Here is a 20,673-nt window from a genome sequence, read left to right on the forward strand (position 1 = left end):
ATTTAAAATATTTATAAACAATGGCCCACACTACGCACGCAGAATGAAGCTAAAAATATAAATTTATTTTTTATTCAATATTTTATCATATTATAGATTTAGTTTACCGTGCGTTAAATAAAGTTTTAAAATTTAAACAAAACTTGGGCGGGTGCTGGAATTTCTAATCAAGCTATAAAGATAATAATAGTATTATAATTCCAAATAAAGCAATAAATTTTAAAGGGCGGGGTATGTAAGTAAAGCTCAAATACTTTAAACTAAATATTCTTTATTATATTAATAATCATAAATATTGATAAAATACCTGTTAATACAATAACAATAATATTAAGAACATTAAAAACATCTGCATTAACTGTATTCACACACTTGATAATAACAAGCAAAACTCCAACCAATCCTCCAAACATACCGTATAATTTTAATCTATTTAAATACTTCTTGGCAAAAGAATTAAATACATCATGTATATTTTTAGGATTCATATTGTCTATTTCTTCTCTTGTAATCTTTGAAAAATCTATTGCTTCTATTATCAAATTAATATCATCTTTGGCACAATCAATAATCAAATTCAAAAAATAATATTTTGTTTCATCATCTATAATATCAAGCAAATCATTTCTTAAATTTAATAATATTTTCTTTGATTCTATGTATATTGTATTATTTATTAATTCATCATTCTCTAAAGTTTCAAGCAATTTATAAAGAGATTCTTTCAAATTATCCAAATCAATTAAATTATCATCATTTGATATATGAATCAAAAATTCTTCTATACCATTTTTTGAGTATTTAAAAATATCATTAAACACATCATCAAAATATTTTTCTATATTTATGCAATCTTTTATACTAATAGGATATAATCTATTTTCTATATAATTTCTAATACTTGTAATAACATTATCTCTATTGTTATAAATATTAATGCACAATCTTTTTATTAAATCATAAAATTCATTATCTGTATTTTTTAAAAATAAATTGATATATTTTTCTGTTATTTTATTATCCAAATTATTAACTAAAACTTCAAATAACATATTTGAAACATTCAATATCATTTTTTGATTATTATCTATAGTGTCATCTAAATACTTTCTTAAACTATTAACCTCATAAAGTTTTTCATCTCCAAATAAATAAGCAACTTTTTTTGATAAAATATTATCATCTAAGAAATTAAAACTTATATTCATAATATTATATTTCATATCATTAATAAAAACAGGAATTTTTCTATTTATTAAATTTAATATTATTCTATCAACTAAATCTACAACAAAATCATTTCTTAAAGGAACATTCTCTAAAATCATATCTCTTATTTCATATCTATTATTATTTAAAGTTTCATTCAATTTTTTATTCATCATAGAAAATATAAATTCATTATTAGATTTAACAAGATTGAGAATTTCTCCTCCAAACATCTCTTTTATTTTTTTATCACCGTTTTTAGATATTTCATTATCAAGTAAATCAGTAACTATAATAAATATTCTATCTCTAACAGAATTTGAATTAAGAGCCTTTATCATATTAGTAACTATTATATTTTTAAATCTGCTTAAATCGTTTAAATTATTTCTTACTATATTTTGTATAAACTCTTTTAATGGTACAACATCAATATTTTTTAACAAAGAGTTTAATATCGATATCAATATATTATCTATATTACTATTTGTATAATCTATAATTGATTTTTTAATATTTTTATTTTCTTTTATTTTATCTAAATAATTATTTTTAATAACAAATTGAACCGCTCCAGATTTTATAGAATTGATACTTCCTTTTATGATACTATTTAAATTATTTTTTAAACTTGAAAATATATTAAAACTTACTATTTTTTCATCTTCAAGCATATAATTAAAAAATGTTTTATAATTATCTTTAATCAAATTATTTTCTATATCTTTTTTATTATCAAGTATATCTAATATACCCTCTTTCTCCATAAGCCTATCATTAACAAAATCAGACATTGAAGCAGCAAATCTGTTTTTCTCACATGCCACAGCACCCCAAAAAACTTTTTTCTTTATACCAAATAAAGGTTCATAAGGCTGAAATATAGAATAAATTGCAAGAACATTTGTTATCCAGCCTATAAAAGTATATACTAAAGGCTCTGCTATATAATTTAAATATCCTAGAGAAAGATTGAATGAATTTGTAGGAAATAAATAAGCGGTAAATAATCCAAATACAAGTCCTAGTAAAGCACCTAACATATTTATAGGCTCTAATTCCTTACCCATAAAATCATTCGCTATTCTAGCTATTTCATCTTTATTGAGCTTGCCCATATTATTTTTTATTGTTTTTATTACTAGAGAGTCTATTATATTTGATATAAAAATTTTCTCTTTACTCAAAAAACTTAATATTGAATTATAGGCATTATTATCTATAAAATAATTTATTTGATTTTCTTTATTTATAATAAATTCATTTAAATTTTTATCAGAATATTTATTTATAATATTTTCAAATAATTCAAAAAGCAGCTCAAATATATAATCAATATCTTCAAATAAACTATTAATATTTCTATCTTTGTATTGATTATAAATATCAAATATATAATTTTCTATATTAGATCTATTTTGATTAATTATGCTTATAATTTTTTCATTATCTAAAATTAATTTCAATGTATCAGCATTTAAAGAATCTATTTTTTTATTTATTACTGATTTAATTTTTTCTATAATAGAATTTGATGATATATATTTAATAATCTCTTTTTCTAAGAATGTATATAAATCCTTTATCATATTAGAATCTACTAATACATCTATTCTCATATTTAAGAACTTTTCTATCCAAGAATCAGGAATCTCTCTTATATTAAATAATACAATATCCTTTACTATATTTTTTACATTGTCTATATTATTAACATTTTTTAATATAACAGAAATTTTTGTATCGTTTAAATAATTAACAATATCATTTGTAATGGCTTTAATAATATCATCAGAATTTTCTTTATACTTTTCTACGTATTCTATAATCTTTTGAACTATTTTATATCTTGCAGCTATATCTTGTAAAAAAACTTTCCTTATCAATTTTACTATAAACTGCCAAAAAATACCGTCTATATTTTCTATTTCTTCATCAACAGCTTCTTCTATAATAGTATCTAATCTCAATTTATTTTCATTTATTATTGGAATTATTATATCTATCAATTTTGGAAGTATATCAGATAATACTAAATTCAATCTGTTTGCTATATTTGGATTTAATAATTCATATATAGTTTTATCAGTATCTTTTAATTTTAAATATAATTCATCTATTACATAATCAATAATATTTTCAAAATCTTTATTTCTTGATAACTGATTAATAATATCTTTTATCTCAGAAATATCATCTACAGTAAATAAATCATTTATTCTTTTAGAAGACAATGAAGAAAGAAAATTATAAAAACAATTTTGTATATTTGAATACTCAATCAAAGACCTTATTAATTTTTCATAATCACTTTCATTTGATTTATTAGATAAATTATTAAATATATTGTCTATAATCTCTTTTAATATAATTTTATATTTTTCATCATCAGCTATTTTTTTTAGAGTAGTATTAATAAAGTTATTTTTTCTGTCATAAGATACAAAAGAATCTATTACATTATTAATAATATATTTAACTTGCCTATCATCTATAATCTGTTTAACTTTAACATTTTTTAATATATCATTAAGTATCAAAATAACAGAATCTTTTGTATTTTCTTTTGTCCAGTTTACAATATTATCTTTAGTTTTATTAAACCCTACTATGTTTTTTATTTTTATATCTGTTTTTGATATTAATTTGTCTTTTACATTTTTGAAAAATTCTTTTATATTATTTTTAAATTTATCTTTTTTGATTTCTTTAAATATAGAATCATAATTAATGATTTTTACGGATATCATTTTACTTATTTCATCAATAAATTTATCCTTTTCCCTTGCTATTATTCCATTATTTGAAAATAACTTTTTTAATGCAATTGTGTTAGTATAATACCCAGATACAGCACCAAGGAAAGCACCGAACAATAATTGAAGAAATAAATCCATTTATAAATAATACATCATTTTTCAAAAGATTCCAGTTCTTTGCATAATTTAACAAAATCTTCATAAACTGTTATAGACTGCAAGAATCTTAAATCAAGCATATATCCAGAATCCGTATGTTTGAAGAATTCTGCGTCCCAAAGTTCTGTTTTAATGAATCCTTTTTTATAATCATATTTATAAGGCTCAAATTTGAATGGATAAGCCCTAAAATATTTTACTTTGGCAAAACATAATTTATATATTCTAAACAATATACCAATAGTATCATTTCTATTTAAAAATTTATCTGTAAATATTAATGTTTTATGTGAATTTTCTTTTTCCTGATACCAAGCATTATTTTCTTTTTTAAGATCATATTTCTTTATAATGTTTTCCTTATCAGAAGAATACAAAGATGTAAAATCATAATCGTATCTTACTTCTTCATCTATAAATTCCAAACCATCGCAAGCTATATAAAAGAAACTATTAGTATCATCTGGCTTAATTTTTATTATAACAGAATACTTCTCATTTATTATATTTTTATAACTTTTATTAATATATTCAATATCATCGCTGCTGCAAACATAAAATACATCATACTCATTTGGACATACATTAAAATGTTTTGAACATTGTACAAAAGAAGCATTTTTAAAAATCACTTCTATACTATGATAGCAGCTTAAATCATTGCTTGCTACAATATGCAAATCTTTTTCATAATCAGAAATCATGAAATCAAGCCACATATTATCCTTTATAGCAGCATTTATATTTTTTACTTTTTCATTTATTTGAAGCAAATTAATATCTTCTATATAAGATTTAAACTCTCCTTCCATATATTTAAAATTTGAAAAAGCCACTTTATCATCATGTTCTAATACTTCTATATATAAAGCATCATTTTCTACAATATAAAAAAAGTATTTCTTATCTTCATTAAATAATAAATAGCCGTTATCTTTTTCTTTCATCTCTGCATTTATCTTTGACTTTATATAACGCATTAAAGAAAACATGGCATTTTTAGAATTGTCATCATAGAGTATTTTTACCCTTTTCAGTTTTTCATCAAAAGCAATTATTTTGTACATTTTATATCCGAACCTTTATATTTGTAATTAAAATATTTTTGTAATTCTAATATTATAGTACAAAAAAAGACTTTTTTAAAGATACAAAATAAAGTTATTTGAAAGTTATTTTTAAGGAACTTTTTATTTTTATATTCGTCTAAAGGGTAAATAATAAAAAATTAAATTACTTTATTTAGATTGGAGATATATGAAAAAATTCATAATATTTATTTTTATTTTGTTTAATATAAGTATTTTATACGCTAATGATAATTTTAAAATAAGTGATAATTCTTTAAAACTTCTTAGAGATGCTGGTATAGAAATAAAAAAGGATCAATTAGAAAATATCAAATTAATAGTAAATAAATATTCATACGATGCAAAAATACTATTAAAAGAAATAAAAGATATAGATTTCAAAATAAGTAAAGAATATGAAAGAGATGAAATCAATTTAAAAAATATAAAAGAACTTATTTACGAAAAAAAGAGAAAAGAAGCAGATTTTGACTATCTTATTATGTCATGCGATTTGGATATTTTAGAATTATTTTCCGACACTGATATAAAAAAGATAAAATATTATATAATTTTCCAAAAGTAAGGGAACTTTTTTATCTGTAAATCGTCTAAATAAATGGATTTAGAGGATCATTAAATAAAATTGACAGCAGTTTTGTAAGGAGAGTTTATGAAAAAAGTAGTATACATCACATCACTAATATTGATATTATCTTTAACTCTTTTAGGTCAGCCAGGTCCAATGGGTCCAGGTCCTCATGGAGGCGGCCCTAGAGGTCCAAGACATAGAGGCAGAGATGATTTTGATAAAAGATTAGGTCATGATCCATTGCAGTTTTTTAGAAGAGCAGGAATAGTACTTACAGATGAACAAGCAAATAAAATGTATGATATTGCTATAAAATTTATAACTGAAGAAGAACCTATAAGATTTGAAATAGAAAGAATAGAAAACAATATTAGAATGGAATTAATGAAAGAAAATACTGACAGAAATAAATTAAAAGAATTAATAAAAAGTAAAAAAGAGCAGGAAGCATTAAGGGATTATTTGAGAATAGTTAGGGATTTAGATATCATTGATGTACTAACCCCTGAGCAAAAAGCACAGCTAAATAGTTGTATGATGAAATAATGAAATAATTTAAGGGTAAGTATGAACGAAACTATGGCTTATGAAGATAATATAGATGCTTTTAAAATAGGCAATGAAGAAGCCTATAAAGAGCTTATAGAAACATATAAAAAACCATTGTTTAATTTGGTTTATTCCATTATTTCTAATACTGATGAGGCAGAAGAAATAGTGCAGGACGTTTTTGTAAGCTTTTATATAAAAAGAGAAAGTTTTGAAGGAAGAAGCAAGATTTATACTTGGCTTTATAGAGTGTCCTTCAATAGGGCAATAGATCATATTAGAAAAAGAGAAAGAGAAAAGAAATACAGACTTAAAGAATATAGAAATTCAGAGGTGCAGGAATCAGATAATGATCATAGTATTAATAAAATTATACTAGCAGAGGCATTGGCAAAATTGGAAGATGATTTTCGTATACCGCTTATGATGGCCGAATATGAAAATTATTCTTATAACGAAATATCTGAAAAACTAGATCTTCCTGTTAATACAGTAAGAACTAGAATTTTCAGAGCTAGAAAAAAACTCTTATCTATTATGCAAAAAATGGGGGTGAGCTTATGAAAAACAATCATGAATATTATGAAATGCTAATAAGCAGATACAAAGACAATGATTTAAATACAGATGAAATATTTGAAATGGAAAAGCATTTATCAGAATGCAAATCATGTCAGAAGTTTAAAAATGAATTAGATTCTATGTCATCTATACTTTTAGGTAATAATCCTATTATAGTGAACAAGAAAAACACATTCAATAAATATAAAGTAATAAGATATATAGGTTCTGTAGCTGCAGTATTATTACTATTTTTTGGAATATCAAGCATATATAATAAACCTAATAATATAATTAGCGATGATGCTAAATTAATAGTTTCAGATTTAAATGATTCTATTATAAAAACAAGTATAGATTACAATATAACTGAAGACGATTATGCACCATTATCAAGTTATTTCAGCTACAGCGATGAAGAAAATGAAGGTAATGAAACAGCAGGAGAAATATCAATAATGTCAGCTTATATTTATTATATGGGTAAATAAATTAAACAGCTTGAGATAATTTCTTAACAGTTGCAGGAAGAAGTTTATGCTCCTCTACTAATACTCTTTTTTGAAGTATTTCCGGAGTATCATCTTCCTTTACCTCTACCCTAGCCTGCATTATAATATCGCCTCCGTCTATAGTATCAGTAACATAATGTACAGTGCAGCCTGATTCTTTTTCTTTATTTGCTATAACAGCCTCATGAACATGAATACCATACATTCCTTTTCCGCCAAATTTAGGAAGAAGCGAAGGGTGAATATTAATAATCTTATTAGCCCACTTTGCTATAAAATTTGAATCTACTATAGATAAAAATCCTGCAAGAACAACTAAATCTATATTAGATAATTCATCATCTATTTTTTTGAATAATTCATCTTTGTATAATTTTCTGTCTATCAAAACAGCTTTTATACCAGCATTTTCGGCTATATTTAAGCCCCCGCATTTTCTGTCAGCAATAACAATATCTATTTTATAATAATTATTATCCTGTGATTCTATCAATGATTTTAAATTGCTTCCGCCGCCGGAAATTAAAACAGCTATTCTAAGCATATATCACTCTTATCCTCATTTTCATTTTTAGCAATATAACCTATTTCATAAGCATATTCATTCATTTCTTTTAAATCATTTATAATATTATCTTTATCTTCTTTTGCAGCTATTATTACAAATCCTATGCCCATATTAAAAGTATTATACATTTCTTCTTCTTTGATATTTCCAAGATACTTAATATAATTAAATATTTTAGGAGTTTGGAAGCTCTCTTTTTTGATAACAGCCTTATAACCTTTAGCAACAGCACGAGGAACATTTTCTATAAGTCCGCCGCCTGTAATATGTGCCATACCTTTAATATTATATTTATCTAATAAAGGCAAAACTTTTTTAACATATATTTTAGTAGGAATTAAAAGAGTTTCTCCGATTTTTTCGCCTTCATATACAGCATTATAATCACGAACTAATTTTCTTATAAGCGAATATCCATTACTGTGAAAACCAGAAGAAGCAATACCTATAATAGCATCCCCTTCAGAAACTTTTGAACCATCAATGATTCTATCTTTCTCAACAACACCAACACAAAAACCTGCTATATCATAATCGCCTTCTTTATAAAAACCAGGCATTTCAGCAGTTTCACCGCCTATCAAAGCAGCTCCAGCCTCATAACAGCCGTCAGCAATACCTTTAACTATCAAAGCAGCAGTTTCACCATTTAATCTTCCGCAAGCTAAATAATCTAAAAAGAAAATAGGTTTAGCACCATGACAAAGTACATCATTCACACACATAGCAACAGCATCTATTCCTATAGTGTCATACTTTTTCATAGAAAATGCTATTTCTAATTTCGTACCAACACCATCTGTCCCGGATACCAAAACTGGATTATTATATTTTCCAAGTTCATACATAGCACCAAAACTGCCTATATTATTAAGCACATTTTCATGCATAGTTTTAGCTACAACTTCTTTCATAAGAGAAACGGCTTTATAACCTTCCTCTCTGCTGACTCCGCTGTCTTCATAAGAAATACTCATAAATAATTTCCTTCATTTTTACATTTTTTATTGTTGAATAAGATATATATAATTAGTAGTATACCAATATTTTTTTTATTTACAAGAAAAATTTTTATAAATATAAAAAAAATAGGTATAGTAAAAAAACCATACCTATTTATTTTTATATTAACATATATTTTAGAATGCCAAACCAACAGCCAATCTAGGGAGCGGTACAAATCTGATTCCATGTGTAAATGAATAACCGAAATCTAATATTGATATATCTATAAATGGACGTACTGGCCATTCAGCACCCATTTTTGTAAACATATCTATCTTGAAACCCATTTCGCCAGATATATAGAAATTAGCTATAGCACTTTTTTCCTGTTTATTAGCCTGATAATCTCTGCCGTTTACAGCAAATATAGTCATACCAACTTTAGGAAGAAGGAAGAAGCCATTATCTTTATCTCTTTTATTGAAATAGAATCTTACACCTATAGAAGCAGGTATAGCTACAACATCAGCATTATAAAATTTTTCATAATTACTGGTTCCTTCAATAGTCTTTACTCCATTGTAATAACCACTGAAAGTATATATACCAAAAGTAGCATCTATTGCCTGTTTAGGCAAGTATCTGTAATTGTATGTAAATCTTATACCGAAACCGCCTTTAAATAATTTTTCAGTAGCACCATTTTTTGGCTGAAATATTAAATTAGCAACACCAGGCAAAGTTACAGCAGAAAATATTGTAGTACCAAAATCTATGCCTACAGCATGCTTAGCATTTTCATAACTTGCCGCATACATTACAGTATTAATTGATAATATTAAAACAAATATAAGTATTATTATTTTTTTCATAATCCAATCCATTAAAATCTTATACTAACGCCTATTCTAGGGAATAAACCTATTCTTAAATTAGAAACTATTTTAGCCCAACCAGGAACGCTTTCCCAAGCAGGTAAAGGCATTTGAACAAAACCAGCAGTTAAAACACCTAAGTTTCCTTGTATAGCACCATATACATTGCCTGCCCAAGGTCTTACATAGTAACCAATTTCTAAAAGACCTATATCTATCATAGGTTTTACTCTCCACTCTTTAGTAGGGAATAATTCTATATTCCAACCAATTTCATAAGAAACATAAACTGCCGCATCTGATATAGACTGAGTAGTTTTTATTCCTGTTAAGCCGTTTTCTGTTTCAATAGTATAGAAAAATGCATCTATACCTAAACGGAAAGCATTATAAAATTGTCTTTTCTTACCATAAAACTTAACACCAAATGTAGTAGGCATAAATACAAATGAAGCTTTGAATTTAGTATCTGAAGCAATAACACTTGCATAATCACCTTGTCCCATATCAGTTAACAATTTACTAGCATTTTCTTTACTAATATTTAATAGATACTCACTTCCATATACTCCTATTCCAGCCTCAAGAGCTATTTGATTATGCACAAATAAAGAATACTCTACTCTAGGCAAAAACCAAGATGTTCCCTTAACTTCAGCATAATTAAAATAAGAGCCTATATCTCCTAAATTCATACCCAACATACCTGCTATATGTTTTCCATGTCTGAATATATCATTAAAATATAAAGGAGCAAATACAGATATTCCAGGATTGAAATTCAAACTAATCATTTGTCTGCCTTTAATCCAGCTATAATCTTCTCCTGTTGCTTCAGTAGATAATGGTAAACCTTTAGCAAATACAACATTTGATAAACTAATCAAAATAAATATTATTATAAAATTCTTTTTCATAAATCACACTCTAAAAAAATTACTGTATAGTTTCAGCATTTGTAAAACTATTTTTGTTAGATGACATCAATATATTTTTTACTTCTTCATATTTTTCCATTGGAATGTTAATTCCTGCAAGTATTTTATCAGGATTGCTCAAATCAATATTATCAGCACCTTCTTTTACTACAACATTAACCAAATTTCCAATAACAGATTCTCCGCCAGCATAATCTAATACATCTAAAACAGCATTAATAGCATTCTTACCACTTTGGTCAACTTTTACTACAACCAAATCTGGTCCCATTGGAACTGTTAATAAATAACCTCCGTTTTGATCTTTATACATAGCTCCTATACCAAGTACAGAAGAATCAAATGTATAACTACCTTCATTACCATTTTGGCTGTTGTTTATATCTAATCTGTTTCCGCCATCAGATACTGCTGCACCTCCCCAAGTTCCAGAATTCATTTTGTCTAAAATTAAATTTGAACCAGGTTTTGTTACAACTATGCCAGTATTTTTTGTACATGATACTAATGACATAATAGATAACAAAATAAAAATAAAATATTGTTTCATATTCAATTTCCTATATTATGTATTTTTCATCATATATATTGTTATGTCATATAAAAAATAAATAATCAATGATAAAAAAATAAATAAAAAAAATTTTACTTTATTTTAAGCATAACTGTTAACATTTTTTCAACTCTACAATACATTTTATACATAAAAAGCAATATATATATACGGTAATAATACATGAATAAGAATAAAATTATATACAAAAATAAAAATAACAATAAAAAAAGCGATGAACCCATAATGAATTCATCGCTTATAAAATATTTAAATACAAAAGATTATAAATCTTGTGCTATTTCTTCAATCTTGAATATCTCTAATATATCGCCTTTCTTAATATCATTAAAGTTTTCTATAGAAGCACCGCATTCATAACCAGTAGCAACTTCTTTTACATCATCTTTAACACGTCTTAAGCTGGATATTTTGCTTGTGTATATGAGAACATTATCTCTCATTACTCTTACACTAGCATTTCTTTCTATTTTACCGCTAGTTACATAACAACCGGCAATAGTACCAACTTTAGGTACATGGAATACATCTCTAACTTCAACAGTACCGATATCAACTTCTTTTTTAAGTCTTTCAAGAGAACCTTTCATAGCATTTTGAATAGATTCTATTGCCTCATAAATGATATCATATCTTTCTATAGGTATTCCAAGTTTTTCTGCCAATTCTCTAGCTTTAGCGGAAGGACGTACTCTGTATGCTATAATAATAGCATTAGAAGCATGTGCCAAGTTTACATCACTTTCAGTAACTGCACCTGAGGCACTATATATTGAAACGAAACGAATTTTATCACTTTGTATTTTATTTAAAGCATCTCTTAAAGCCTCAGCACTGCCTTGTACATCTGCTTTAATAATAACTTTAAACTCTTTCATAGCATCAGAAGCTATTTTCTCATAAAGATTTTCTAATGTAACTTTAACATTAGCCTTCAAAGCTTCTTGCTGTTTTAATTGTACTCTCTTATCTGCTATAGCTTTAGCCTCTTTTTCATCAAGCATAACATTGAATGATTCGCCTGCTTCAGGAGTCTTTTCAAAACCTAGAACTTCAACAGGAGTAGAAGGCAAAGCTTTTGTAACTCTTTGACCTAAATCATTAACCATAGCACGTACTTTACCAACAGAAAGTCCGCATACGAAATAGTCTCCTATTTTCAAAGTACCATTTTGTACTAATACTGTACCTACTGGACCTCTGCCCTGATCAAGAGAAGCCTCTAATACTATACCTATTGCCTCTCTGTTAGGATTAGCTTTTAATTCCAACATTTCAGCTTGTAAAATAATAGCCTCTAATAAATCATTAATACCTTGTTTTGTTAAGGCACTAACACCAATGTATTGAGTATCTCCACCCCATTCTTCCGGAGTAAGACCATATTCAGATAAAGCAGCTTTTACTTTATCCATACTGGCATTAGGCAAATCCATTTTATTAACAGCAACTATTATAGGTACATTAGCTTCTTTAGCATGGTTCAATGCTTCAACTGTTTGAGGCATTACTCCGTCGTCTGAAGCAACAACAAGTATTACTATGTCAGTACTTTTAGCACCTCTAGCTCTCATCATAGTGAATGCAGCGTGTCCTGGAGTATCAATGAATGCTATTTCTCCGCTAGGTATTTTTACTTTATAAGCACCAATATTTTGAGTAATACCGCCGCTTTCTTTAGAAGTAATATTACTATGTCTTATAGCATCAAGAAGCGAAGTTTTACCATGGTCAACGTGTCCCATAATTGTTACAACTGGAGGACGAGGCTTCAAATCTTCTTCTCTATCTTCTTTTACTTCAATAGTAGCTTCTTCCTGTAAAGACACTACATTAACTTTACAGCCGAAATCATCAGCTATAATTGTAGCAGTATCAGAGTCAATTATATCATTAACTCTAGCCATAGTACCCATTCCCATAAGTTTGGATATTATGTCAGAAGCTCTTAAATTCATCTTTTTAGCTAAATCACCTACAGTAATAGTTTCCATTATGCTGATTTCTTTTTCAACACTTGCAAGTCTCTGTTCCTGCTGACGTTTTTTAGCTTGAAGTTTATTAAAGATTTTATTTTCTTGTCTTTGTGCAGCTTCAGCTTTAGAGTCTTTTTGAGAAGATTTCTTATCGTATTCTTTTTCTTTCTTCTCATAATCTCTTTTTTTATTGTCTTTTTTATTATCTTTCTTGAAAGAAGAAACATCTTCAACTGGAGAAGCAATAGGAGTATCTTTAAATATTTTGTTTTCTTTATTTTCTTTGCTCTCTTTGTTGAAGTCTTTATGTTCTTTATTAGTATGAGAATAATTCTTATTTTTATTATTTTCTTTATTGTTGTTATTATTATCTCTATTAGAATTTTTTATATTTTCAGAATTATTTTCCTGCTTTTGAACTTCCTGTTTCTCAGCCTTGTTATGTATTATAATTTTCTTTTTTACTATAACTTTTTTCTTTACTTTCGCTGTAGCTTGGCCGTCATCATTATTGTTGTTATTATTGTTATTGGCCTTTTTTATTATAACTTTAGGTTTATTATCAGCTACAGAGCTTTCTTGATTAATGTTTTTTTCATTATTCTCATTTTTTTGAGACATTATTTTCCTTTCCCATTTATATTAGATTTTAATTGTTTGTTCTTGGTAATAAATCATTGCTTTGAGCAGGCATAGCAGCATTTGTATTTTGCTGACCTATTGTAGGAGGAAGTATGCTTGCTTCGCCTAAAACTGCAGTATTTCTTTCTATAACTGCTTTATCTTTTAAATCTGTTACATCTCTTTGTACTAATTGTTCAGCATAAGCATTTTTATATAACTGAGCAATATAAGGAGCTGTTTCTGTATTATATTCTGTTATACCATACATTTGAGTTAATTGCTGTTTAGCCTGATCAAAAAAAGCTTTAGCCTGTTCAGGAGTTGGATCAGGTATATTTTTAGCAGCATCAGCCATTAATTTAGTCAAATAATATTGGAATTTAATATTTCTTATTGATAAGTTTATAAAATCTTTAGCTTCTTGTGTATCAAAAAACTTTTCTTCTTCAGCTTTTTTCAATAATAAAATAGAACTTATTAATTGATCTGCATACATTTGTTTAGTAGCAGCATCATTAGCATACATAGCTATTTGTTCTGGTGTAGCACCTTGAAGCACTAAAGAAGCTTCTAAATCTTTAGTAAAATTAGTTTGATTAATAGTAAAATCATCTATTTTTAATACCCATTCGCCTTCTCCGCCTTTTAAATAAGCAACTGAATCAGATGAAGTAGAAGAACTTGAAGATGTTCCGCCCTGACTCTGCGAGCAGGCAATGATAGGTAATGACGTTAATATTAATAACAGTTTTTTCAAGTTTTTTAAACTCATAAATTTATACTCCTTAAAAATAAAAAAACGATTTAATAGTTGTATAGTGTATCATATATAAATATTTCTGCAAGCAAAAACGCATAATTTTTACATATATGCAATTAATAAGTCAAGAACTTTTTTATTATTTTTTACCAGAATACATACTAATTACCAAATTAGGCAATTCTTTTTCTAAAATACCGTACCAAATAGATTTTCTTCTTTTTAATGTTTTACTGCTCATAGCATAATTCATTAACTTATTATAGGTTTCATTTGCCTTTTGTACATTTTGGAATATTGGTATATGATTAGCTGGAAATATTTCAGATATATTTGCTTCTATATCCTTCTTTATAACCACATCATATATAGGCAAAACTTTTTCATACCCCGCACAAATACTTTCGGCATATTCTAGAACCATTTTATCAAAATCTGGAATAGTCTTTAATAAATTTATTATTAAAGCAAAAGTGTCTATCGCCTCTTTATAATTTTCTTTAACTACATAAGCTCCATTTGCTCTATCGCATAAATCACATATAGTAGCATTAGTATAGCCTGATATATAATCATTAACTTTTTCTTTTATTTCAAAAGGAGGCATTGATTTAGCTACTTTGGATATTAAATCCAAAATTGCAGTAAACATTCTCTGCTTCCATAAATTTCCTCTTACACTTTTTACAAGTTCTTCCATTTCATTAAAGAATGATTCTTTATATTTTTCATTAGGATTAAATATAGCTTCTACAATAGGTATCTCTGTACCTTTAAATGATATCATTCCATTATCATAGAAAGATATAATGTTCTTTTCAAATAATTCGCTTTTTACTTTACTATTTTCTTTCAAGAAGTTAAATTGTAAGTTCTTTGTAACTATTACTTTATTTTCTTTAGGAGCTAAAGTATTTGCTCTTGACTGCATTCTTGCAGCATTATTAATTAAGAATCCTGATAAATCTCCGTCTTCTGTAATAATCAAAGAGCTGTTAGTGTTTCCGCCTGATATTCCGGCACTTATTTTAAACTCCGGAAGTCCTGAAGTATCAACGCTAGGATATTCATTTAATAATCTCTTTTTACTTAATACACCAATTATAGCTATTGTAGCACTCAAAGCGTCTGTTGCTGTAGGGCATACCATAATAATTTCATCACCCTGCTTCCTATGTGATATAACATTATAAAATTTTGTTACTTCACTTACTTTATTTTGCATCAAATCATCTAATGCATGCAGTTTTGATAAATTATTTTTATTTTCCTCGCAAAATTTTGTATAGCCATGAATATCAAGCATTGCTATATAAACATCAGCTATTGACAAACTAAGTTTTAAATCCCCAGCAAAATTATATTTTTGATTTTCTATAACGAATTTGCTCCATAGTTTCGGATAAGATTCTTTATCTAAATTATTAAAAAACCCCCAGTTAATTTTACGTATAAGATCGAATAACCCCTTTAATATTGCTTTGTGATCATGTACTTTTTCAAAATTAACGTTTTTAGCATAAGTAAAAATTTCTGAAAAGGCTTTTATTTCGCCTGAAACTATTTTTTCTGTAAGATGAGTATATAGCTCATATTTTGAAGTTGACTGATTATATTCTTCTATTTTATTCACTTTTTCTTCTTACCTTCTTTTTATATAAAATCCCTAATTAACTACTTTAACTTATAAATGAAAAAAATCAATAGTTTTAAAATAATAATTATATTAATATATTAAACATGTTGAAAAAAATATAAACTATACTAAAATAAAAATAAAAAATACATATTAAAAATAAATTTATAGCATTATGGATCAAACAAAAATAAAAGACAATTTTAATATATCAATAGCATTATACAGACCTGAAATACCAGCTAATACTGGAAACATTGGAAGATTATGCGTAGGACTTAATATATCTTTGCATATAGTTTCAAAGCCTGCATTTATAATAAGCTCTAAAGAAGTAAGACGTGCTGGTTTGGATTATTGGGAACATCTTGATATAACAAAACATGAAAATGAACATACATTTTTAGAATACTGCAATAACAATAATAAAAGAATAATACCTATTACTAAATTTGGAAAAAATAGATACGACGAATTTAATTATTCAAATGATGATATACTTCTATTCGGAAGAGAATCTACCGGCTTAAGAGAATCATTATGGGAAAATGATTTAGAAAATTCTGTATATGTTCCTATGAGTGATAATATACGTTCAATAAATCTATCAAATACTGCAGCTATTGTGGCTTATGAAGCATACAGACATATTTGCCTTTCAAATTAAAAATAATATTTGTTTTAAATAAGTATATTTTTAAAATGCTTGTTATTTTTTTATATACTAAAAATTTTTAACTTTGTCAACTACTAGCCGTAGCGGCAACCCGCACAGTATTGCTTATTCTTACTGAATGTCCTCTATAAGTGCGGCTGATTACTCATTATTATACAAAATCAATAAATATATATTACATGTAAAACATATTTCTTAATATTAGGTAATCTTTTACTTTATAAAAAATAATAATTTACATTTATAAAAAAGTGAAAATTGACAAAATATAATTGTTTAGGTATATACTAAAAGACTGCCTCAGTTTTATACTTCCCTCTTTATATTAGGAGTATAAATTATTCTTATGAAATCAGTGTCTTTATTGTCCATATCTCCTAAAAACATTCTTTCATGTTCAGGTACTTTTTCATAAGCTTCTTTTAATAATTTTCTATTATAATCTGAAGGATATACAAGATAATCATGATAACATCTTATTGCATAATCAAAAGCATTTTCTTTACCTGAAATCTCTTTTATATTTTCTTCTATTTCTTTTAATTTTTCTTCTTTATTTGTGTATTTTATAACTGATTTTAATTTAAGTTTTGCAAGATTTTCTATTATGATAGTATCATCTTCTTTTGGATATAATAATAACTCATCTTTATCAAACATATTTTTCATATCATCAAAAGAATATACTTTTTCATCATTATTAAAAGATATTGTTTCATCATCATAAATTGTATAGCAAATTAAAAATACTTCTTTATTATATGAATAATTAGGAGATTTTCTAAATATAAAATAACTTTTACCGTCGGATAAATCATATCCGAATTTTCCTTTCATTTTAAAATCAATTGGACTTGCAGAAAATCCTACTTTTAAACTTTCCCATTTTTCTATTTCTCTTTGAGTAGTTTTATAAATATTCTGCATTTCAGGATTCATTTCTTTTAATATGCTTTTCACATATTCATAATAATCATCTTTATGAAGCCACTGTGATTCTAAAATTTCAAAATCCCCTATTCCATGAATATCCAATTTCTCATTATCTTCTATAAATGATACAACCCATTTTCTTTCCAATGCTTTTTCAAATTGATAAATATCAAATTTAGCCCAAGCACTAACTATACCATCTTCATAAATTGCTAAATTGGAAAAGAAATAAGAACCATTTTTAATAATACCGAAAAAACTTCTTCCTTCTATTTTTTCTTTTCTATATACATTATTTTTATACATATACAACCTTAATAAGAGAAAATCATATTAATTTTTGATATAAAAATTAAAGCCCATCAGTATTGCTACCGACGGGCTTTATATCTACATTTGTAATAAGTCGCTTAGAAAAAATTATCCAATGATTCTCATTATAGATTGGTTTTTCATATTAGCGTTAGCTAACATAGCAGCACCTGTTTGTTGTAAGATTTGCTCACGAGTATAAGCAACCATAGCAGAAGCCATATCAGCATCACGTATAACGCTTTCAGAAGCTATAGTGTTTTCAGTAGCTATCATTAAGCTTTTTACCATTGATTCCATTCTGTTTTGAACTGCACCTAATTCAGCTCTTTGAGCTACAACCATTTGTATACCTTCGTCGATTCTACCTAAAGCTTGGTTAGCAGTTTCAACTGAAGAAATAGAAATAGGAGTATCTCCACCAACTTGTAAGTTAGCAGCAGTCATAGAACCTATATTAACAGAAATTCTTTGATCCATGTTAGCACCGATGTGGAAAGTCATAGGAGTTTGACCGTCAGCAGCAAAACGTCCAGTTAACATGTTCATTTTGTTGAATTCAGCTTGAGAAGCGATTCTGTCAACTTCAGCTACTAATTGGTTAACTTCTACTTGGATTAAAGCTCTGTCGCTGTCAGAATAGATACCGTTAGCAGCTTGAATAGCTAATTCTCTCATTCTTTGCATAATGTTAGTAGTTTCATTTAAATAACCTTCAGTTGTTTGAATGAAAGAGATACCGTTTTGAGCGTTTCTAGTAGCTTGTTGTAAACCACGGTATTGAGAACGCATTTTTTCAGATACTGCTAATCCAGAAGCATCGTCACCAGCTGTATTTATTCTTTGACCGCTAGAAAGTTGAGCGATTGTTTTAGTCATTGAATTTCCAGTTAAATTCAATTGTCTGTTTGCATTTAATGCAGAAATATTATTGTTGATAATCATAACTACCCTCCATGAATAGTGCTTAAAATATTTTTGTAATTTTTATTTTCTAAAGCTATGTATATTATGTCTTACCCTGCTATTTAGTCATCCCCTAAAAAATAGCAACATAATATCAACTTCACATAATTAATTATAATACCTTTTTAAAAAAAAGTAAAGACTAATTTTTTATAAAAAAATGTCGATAAGCTATTTTATACTGTATATTACTACAATAAGATTGACTTTTTAACTATATTACACTAAAATTGAGCGGTATTATCACATTTTAGGAATAAAAAAAACATGAAATATATATATATAATGCTCTTTATCACCGCTATTTTTCTAAGTTCTTGTAATAATGCAAGGGCAAATACTGATAATAGTATAAAAATAAATGATAATTTTTACTTCAATTCTGAAAATGCATACAAATATATAAAGGCTCAAACCGATTTAGGCCCTAGAAATTACGGAAGCGAAGCCCATAAAAAAGTAAGAGAGTTATTTAAACAAGAAATTTCTAATATGGGTTATGAAGTACATACTCATAATTTTGAAGCTCCATACATTAAAGACAGAAAAGGCGAAAATATATATGCTTTTCTCAAAGGAAAAACTGACAATTATGTAATTATATCAAGCCATTTCGACAGCCGTTCAGTAGCAGAAAAAGATCCTATGGCATTTAATAGAAATAAACCTATAAGCGGTGCCAATGACGGAGCAAGCAGCAGCGGTGTTTTACTTGAACTTATGAACGCTTTAAAAAATTATAATGATTTGCCTTATAGTGTTTGCTTTGTATTATTTGATTTGGAAGATGACGGAAATTTATTTGATGTTGAAGGAAATTCTTTAATTGAAACCGACTGGATACAGGGAAGCATTGCTTTTGTGAATGAAATTATCTTAAGAGATAAGTTAATAGATAAACAAAAAATAAAATTTGGAATACTTCTTGATATGGTAGGAAGCAAAGACGCAAAATTCAAATATGAAAGTTTCGCACATACATACTATTCGCCAATATACAATAAAATTTGGCAGTATGCTAATGATTTAGGATATAGCAAATATTTTTTTGATGCTCATTATGGAAGCATAATTGATGATCATACTCCTTTTTTGAATGAGAAAATACCTTTTATAGATGTTATAGATATGGATTATCCTTTTCATCATACATCACAAGATACAATAGATAAATTAGACAAAAAAACTTTGGAAGCTGTAGGAAAAACCATCGAATACTCTGTAAAGAATGCTGATAAAATTTATTGATTTATGTCATAAACGAGCAGCTGATAAGTTGTCAGCTATTATAAAGCGAGTTTATGACTAGCAATAATAAAAGTTTACTAATTTAATCCATATAATAAGAATTTTATACTTAAAACAAAAAATTAAATGTCAATTATTAGATTTTTTTATATCTTAATTAAAATTGTACGCTAATTTATAAGAAGTTTATAGCTAACAATAAAAACATATAACATACAAAATTTATTTTTT

At 26.6% G+C, this 20,673-nt stretch carries 18 protein-coding genes; 6 read left to right on the forward strand and 12 right to left on the reverse strand.

Annotated features, from left to right (window positions below; translation table 11 throughout):
* Window positions 1–260: 260 nt before the first annotated feature.
* Window positions 261–4,106: a DUF445 family protein gene (locus Q0K52_RS01935; protein ID WP_297295892.1), complete on the reverse strand. Its 3,846-nt coding sequence runs from the start codon at window positions 4,104–4,106 to the stop codon at window positions 261–263.
* Between the two features lie 14 nt (window positions 4,107–4,120).
* The gene (locus Q0K52_RS01940; protein ID WP_297295894.1) at window positions 4,121–5,194 is read right to left on the reverse strand and encodes a hypothetical protein; all 1,074 of its coding nucleotides are present in this window, start codon (window positions 5,192–5,194) and stop codon (window positions 4,121–4,123) included.
* A gap of 190 nt (window positions 5,195–5,384) precedes the next feature.
* On the opposite strand from Q0K52_RS01940, the gene Q0K52_RS01945 reads away from it, so the two are divergent.
* The 4 genes from Q0K52_RS01945 to Q0K52_RS01960 all read left to right on the forward strand — a co-directional run bounded on the left by Q0K52_RS01945 (window position 5,385) and on the right by Q0K52_RS01960 (window position 7,390).
* Window positions 5,385–5,783 (forward strand): hypothetical protein, encoded by a 399-nt coding sequence (locus tag Q0K52_RS01945; RefSeq protein ID WP_297295896.1) that lies wholly within the window; start codon window positions 5,385–5,387, stop codon window positions 5,781–5,783.
* A gap of 87 nt (window positions 5,784–5,870) precedes the next feature.
* Window positions 5,871–6,335 carry a periplasmic heavy metal sensor gene (locus Q0K52_RS01950; RefSeq protein ID WP_297295898.1) on the forward strand — a complete coding sequence of 155 codons (465 nt, stop codon included), beginning with the start codon at window positions 5,871–5,873 and terminating at the stop codon, window positions 6,333–6,335.
* Between the two features lie 21 nt (window positions 6,336–6,356).
* Complete coding sequence (locus Q0K52_RS01955) at window positions 6,357–6,902, forward strand: RNA polymerase sigma factor (protein WP_297295900.1); 546 nt, start codon at window positions 6,357–6,359, stop codon at window positions 6,900–6,902.
* Window positions 6,899–7,390: a zf-HC2 domain-containing protein gene (locus Q0K52_RS01960; RefSeq protein ID WP_297295902.1), complete on the forward strand. Its 492-nt coding sequence runs from the start codon at window positions 6,899–6,901 to the stop codon at window positions 7,388–7,390. The genes Q0K52_RS01955 and Q0K52_RS01960 overlap by 4 nt, the downstream gene beginning before the upstream one ends.
* Window position 7,391: 1 nt before the next feature.
* Here the strand turns inward: Q0K52_RS01960 and purN are convergent, their stop codons facing one another.
* The 8 genes from purN to Q0K52_RS02000 form a co-directional block, all read right to left on the reverse strand.
* Window positions 7,392–7,955, reverse strand: coding sequence for a phosphoribosylglycinamide formyltransferase (gene purN, locus Q0K52_RS01965; RefSeq protein WP_297295904.1), 564 nt, complete (start codon window positions 7,953–7,955; stop codon window positions 7,392–7,394).
* Window positions 7,943–8,956 (reverse strand): phosphoribosylformylglycinamidine cyclo-ligase, encoded by a 1,014-nt coding sequence (purM, locus tag Q0K52_RS01970; RefSeq protein WP_297295906.1) that lies wholly within the window; start codon window positions 8,954–8,956, stop codon window positions 7,943–7,945. Before purM ends, purN begins: the two co-directional genes overlap by 13 nt.
* A 162-nt stretch (window positions 8,957–9,118) precedes the next feature.
* On the reverse strand, window positions 9,119–9,796 hold the full coding sequence (locus tag Q0K52_RS01975; RefSeq protein WP_297295908.1) for a hypothetical protein: 678 nt from the start codon (window positions 9,794–9,796) through the stop codon (window positions 9,119–9,121).
* A gap of 11 nt (window positions 9,797–9,807) precedes the next feature.
* Entirely contained in the window at window positions 9,808–10,716 is a 909-nt protein-coding gene (locus Q0K52_RS01980) for a hypothetical protein (protein ID WP_297295911.1), read from the reverse strand.
* Between the two features lie 19 nt (window positions 10,717–10,735).
* The gene (locus Q0K52_RS01985) at window positions 10,736–11,287 is read right to left on the reverse strand and encodes a hypothetical protein (protein ID WP_297295913.1); all 552 of its coding nucleotides are present in this window, start codon (window positions 11,285–11,287) and stop codon (window positions 10,736–10,738) included.
* A 287-nt stretch (window positions 11,288–11,574) separates the two neighbouring features.
* The gene (infB, locus tag Q0K52_RS01990) at window positions 11,575–13,908 is read right to left on the reverse strand and encodes a translation initiation factor IF-2 (RefSeq protein WP_297295914.1); all 2,334 of its coding nucleotides are present in this window, start codon (window positions 13,906–13,908) and stop codon (window positions 11,575–11,577) included.
* A 28-nt stretch (window positions 13,909–13,936) separates the two neighbouring features.
* Window positions 13,937–14,683 (reverse strand): hypothetical protein, encoded by a 747-nt coding sequence (locus Q0K52_RS01995; protein ID WP_297295916.1) that lies wholly within the window; start codon window positions 14,681–14,683, stop codon window positions 13,937–13,939.
* 127 nt (window positions 14,684–14,810) lie between these two features.
* Window positions 14,811–16,304, reverse strand: coding sequence for a hypothetical protein (locus Q0K52_RS02000; protein WP_297295918.1), 1,494 nt, complete (start codon window positions 16,302–16,304; stop codon window positions 14,811–14,813).
* A 178-nt stretch (window positions 16,305–16,482) separates the two neighbouring features.
* Between Q0K52_RS02000 and Q0K52_RS02005 the strand changes: the two genes are divergently transcribed.
* Window positions 16,483–16,974: a tRNA (cytidine(34)-2'-O)-methyltransferase gene (locus Q0K52_RS02005; RefSeq protein ID WP_297295920.1), complete on the forward strand. Its 492-nt coding sequence runs from the start codon at window positions 16,483–16,485 to the stop codon at window positions 16,972–16,974.
* Between the two features lie 315 nt (window positions 16,975–17,289).
* On the opposite strand, the gene Q0K52_RS02010 is transcribed toward Q0K52_RS02005, so the two are convergent.
* Together Q0K52_RS02010 and Q0K52_RS02015 are read right to left on the reverse strand one after the other, a co-directional pair.
* Window positions 17,290–18,222, reverse strand: coding sequence for a hypothetical protein (locus Q0K52_RS02010; protein ID WP_297295922.1), 933 nt, complete (start codon window positions 18,220–18,222; stop codon window positions 17,290–17,292).
* 114 nt (window positions 18,223–18,336) lie between these two features.
* Complete coding sequence (locus tag Q0K52_RS02015) at window positions 18,337–19,173, reverse strand: flagellin (RefSeq protein WP_297295924.1); 837 nt, start codon at window positions 19,171–19,173, stop codon at window positions 18,337–18,339.
* A 288-nt stretch (window positions 19,174–19,461) separates the two neighbouring features.
* On the opposite strand from Q0K52_RS02015, the gene Q0K52_RS02020 reads away from it, so the two are divergent.
* On the forward strand, window positions 19,462–20,442 hold the full coding sequence (locus Q0K52_RS02020; RefSeq protein ID WP_297295927.1) for a M28 family peptidase: 981 nt from the start codon (window positions 19,462–19,464) through the stop codon (window positions 20,440–20,442).
* Window positions 20,443–20,673 lie beyond the last annotated feature (231 nt).

Origin of the sequence: uncultured Brachyspira sp., assembly GCF_944390845.1 — a bacterium.
GTDB classification, from domain to species: Bacteria; Spirochaetota; Brachyspiria; order Brachyspirales; family Brachyspiraceae; genus Brachyspira; species Brachyspira pulli.

Bases quoted from the DNA above. Each gene is read 5' to 3' on its own strand.
- Q0K52_RS01935 (WP_297295892.1), bottom strand. From the start codon at position 4,106: ATGGATTTATTTCTTCAATTATTGTTCGGTGCTTTCCTTGGTGCTGTA.
- Q0K52_RS01940 (WP_297295894.1), bottom strand. From the start codon at position 5,194: ATGTACAAAATAATTGCTTTTGATGAAAAACTGAAAAGGGTAAAAATA.
- Q0K52_RS01945 (WP_297295896.1), top strand. From the start codon at position 5,385: ATGAAAAAATTCATAATATTTATTTTTATTTTGTTTAATATAAGTATT.
- Q0K52_RS01950 (WP_297295898.1), top strand. From the start codon at position 5,871: ATGAAAAAAGTAGTATACATCACATCACTAATATTGATATTATCTTTA.
- Q0K52_RS01955 (WP_297295900.1), top strand. From the start codon at position 6,357: ATGAACGAAACTATGGCTTATGAAGATAATATAGATGCTTTTAAAATA.
- Q0K52_RS01960 (WP_297295902.1), top strand. From the start codon at position 6,899: ATGAAAAACAATCATGAATATTATGAAATGCTAATAAGCAGATACAAA.
- purN (WP_297295904.1), bottom strand. From the start codon at position 7,955: ATGCTTAGAATAGCTGTTTTAATTTCCGGCGGCGGAAGCAATTTAAAA.
- purM (WP_297295906.1), bottom strand. From the start codon at position 8,956: ATGAGTATTTCTTATGAAGACAGCGGAGTCAGCAGAGAGGAAGGTTAT.
- Q0K52_RS01975 (WP_297295908.1), bottom strand. From the start codon at position 9,796: ATGAAAAAAATAATAATACTTATATTTGTTTTAATATTATCAATTAAT.
- Q0K52_RS01980 (WP_297295911.1), bottom strand. From the start codon at position 10,716: ATGAAAAAGAATTTTATAATAATATTTATTTTGATTAGTTTATCAAAT.
- Q0K52_RS01985 (WP_297295913.1), bottom strand. From the start codon at position 11,287: ATGAAACAATATTTTATTTTTATTTTGTTATCTATTATGTCATTAGTA.
- infB (WP_297295914.1), bottom strand. From the start codon at position 13,908: ATGTCTCAAAAAAATGAGAATAATGAAAAAAACATTAATCAAGAAAGC.
- Q0K52_RS01995 (WP_297295916.1), bottom strand. From the start codon at position 14,683: ATGAGTTTAAAAAACTTGAAAAAACTGTTATTAATATTAACGTCATTA.
- Q0K52_RS02005 (WP_297295920.1), top strand. From the start codon at position 16,483: ATGGATCAAACAAAAATAAAAGACAATTTTAATATATCAATAGCATTA.
- Q0K52_RS02010 (WP_297295922.1), bottom strand. From the start codon at position 18,222: ATGTATAAAAATAATGTATATAGAAAAGAAAAAATAGAAGGAAGAAGT.
- Q0K52_RS02015 (WP_297295924.1), bottom strand. From the start codon at position 19,173: ATGATTATCAACAATAATATTTCTGCATTAAATGCAAACAGACAATTG.
- Q0K52_RS02020 (WP_297295927.1), top strand. From the start codon at position 19,462: ATGAAATATATATATATAATGCTCTTTATCACCGCTATTTTTCTAAGT.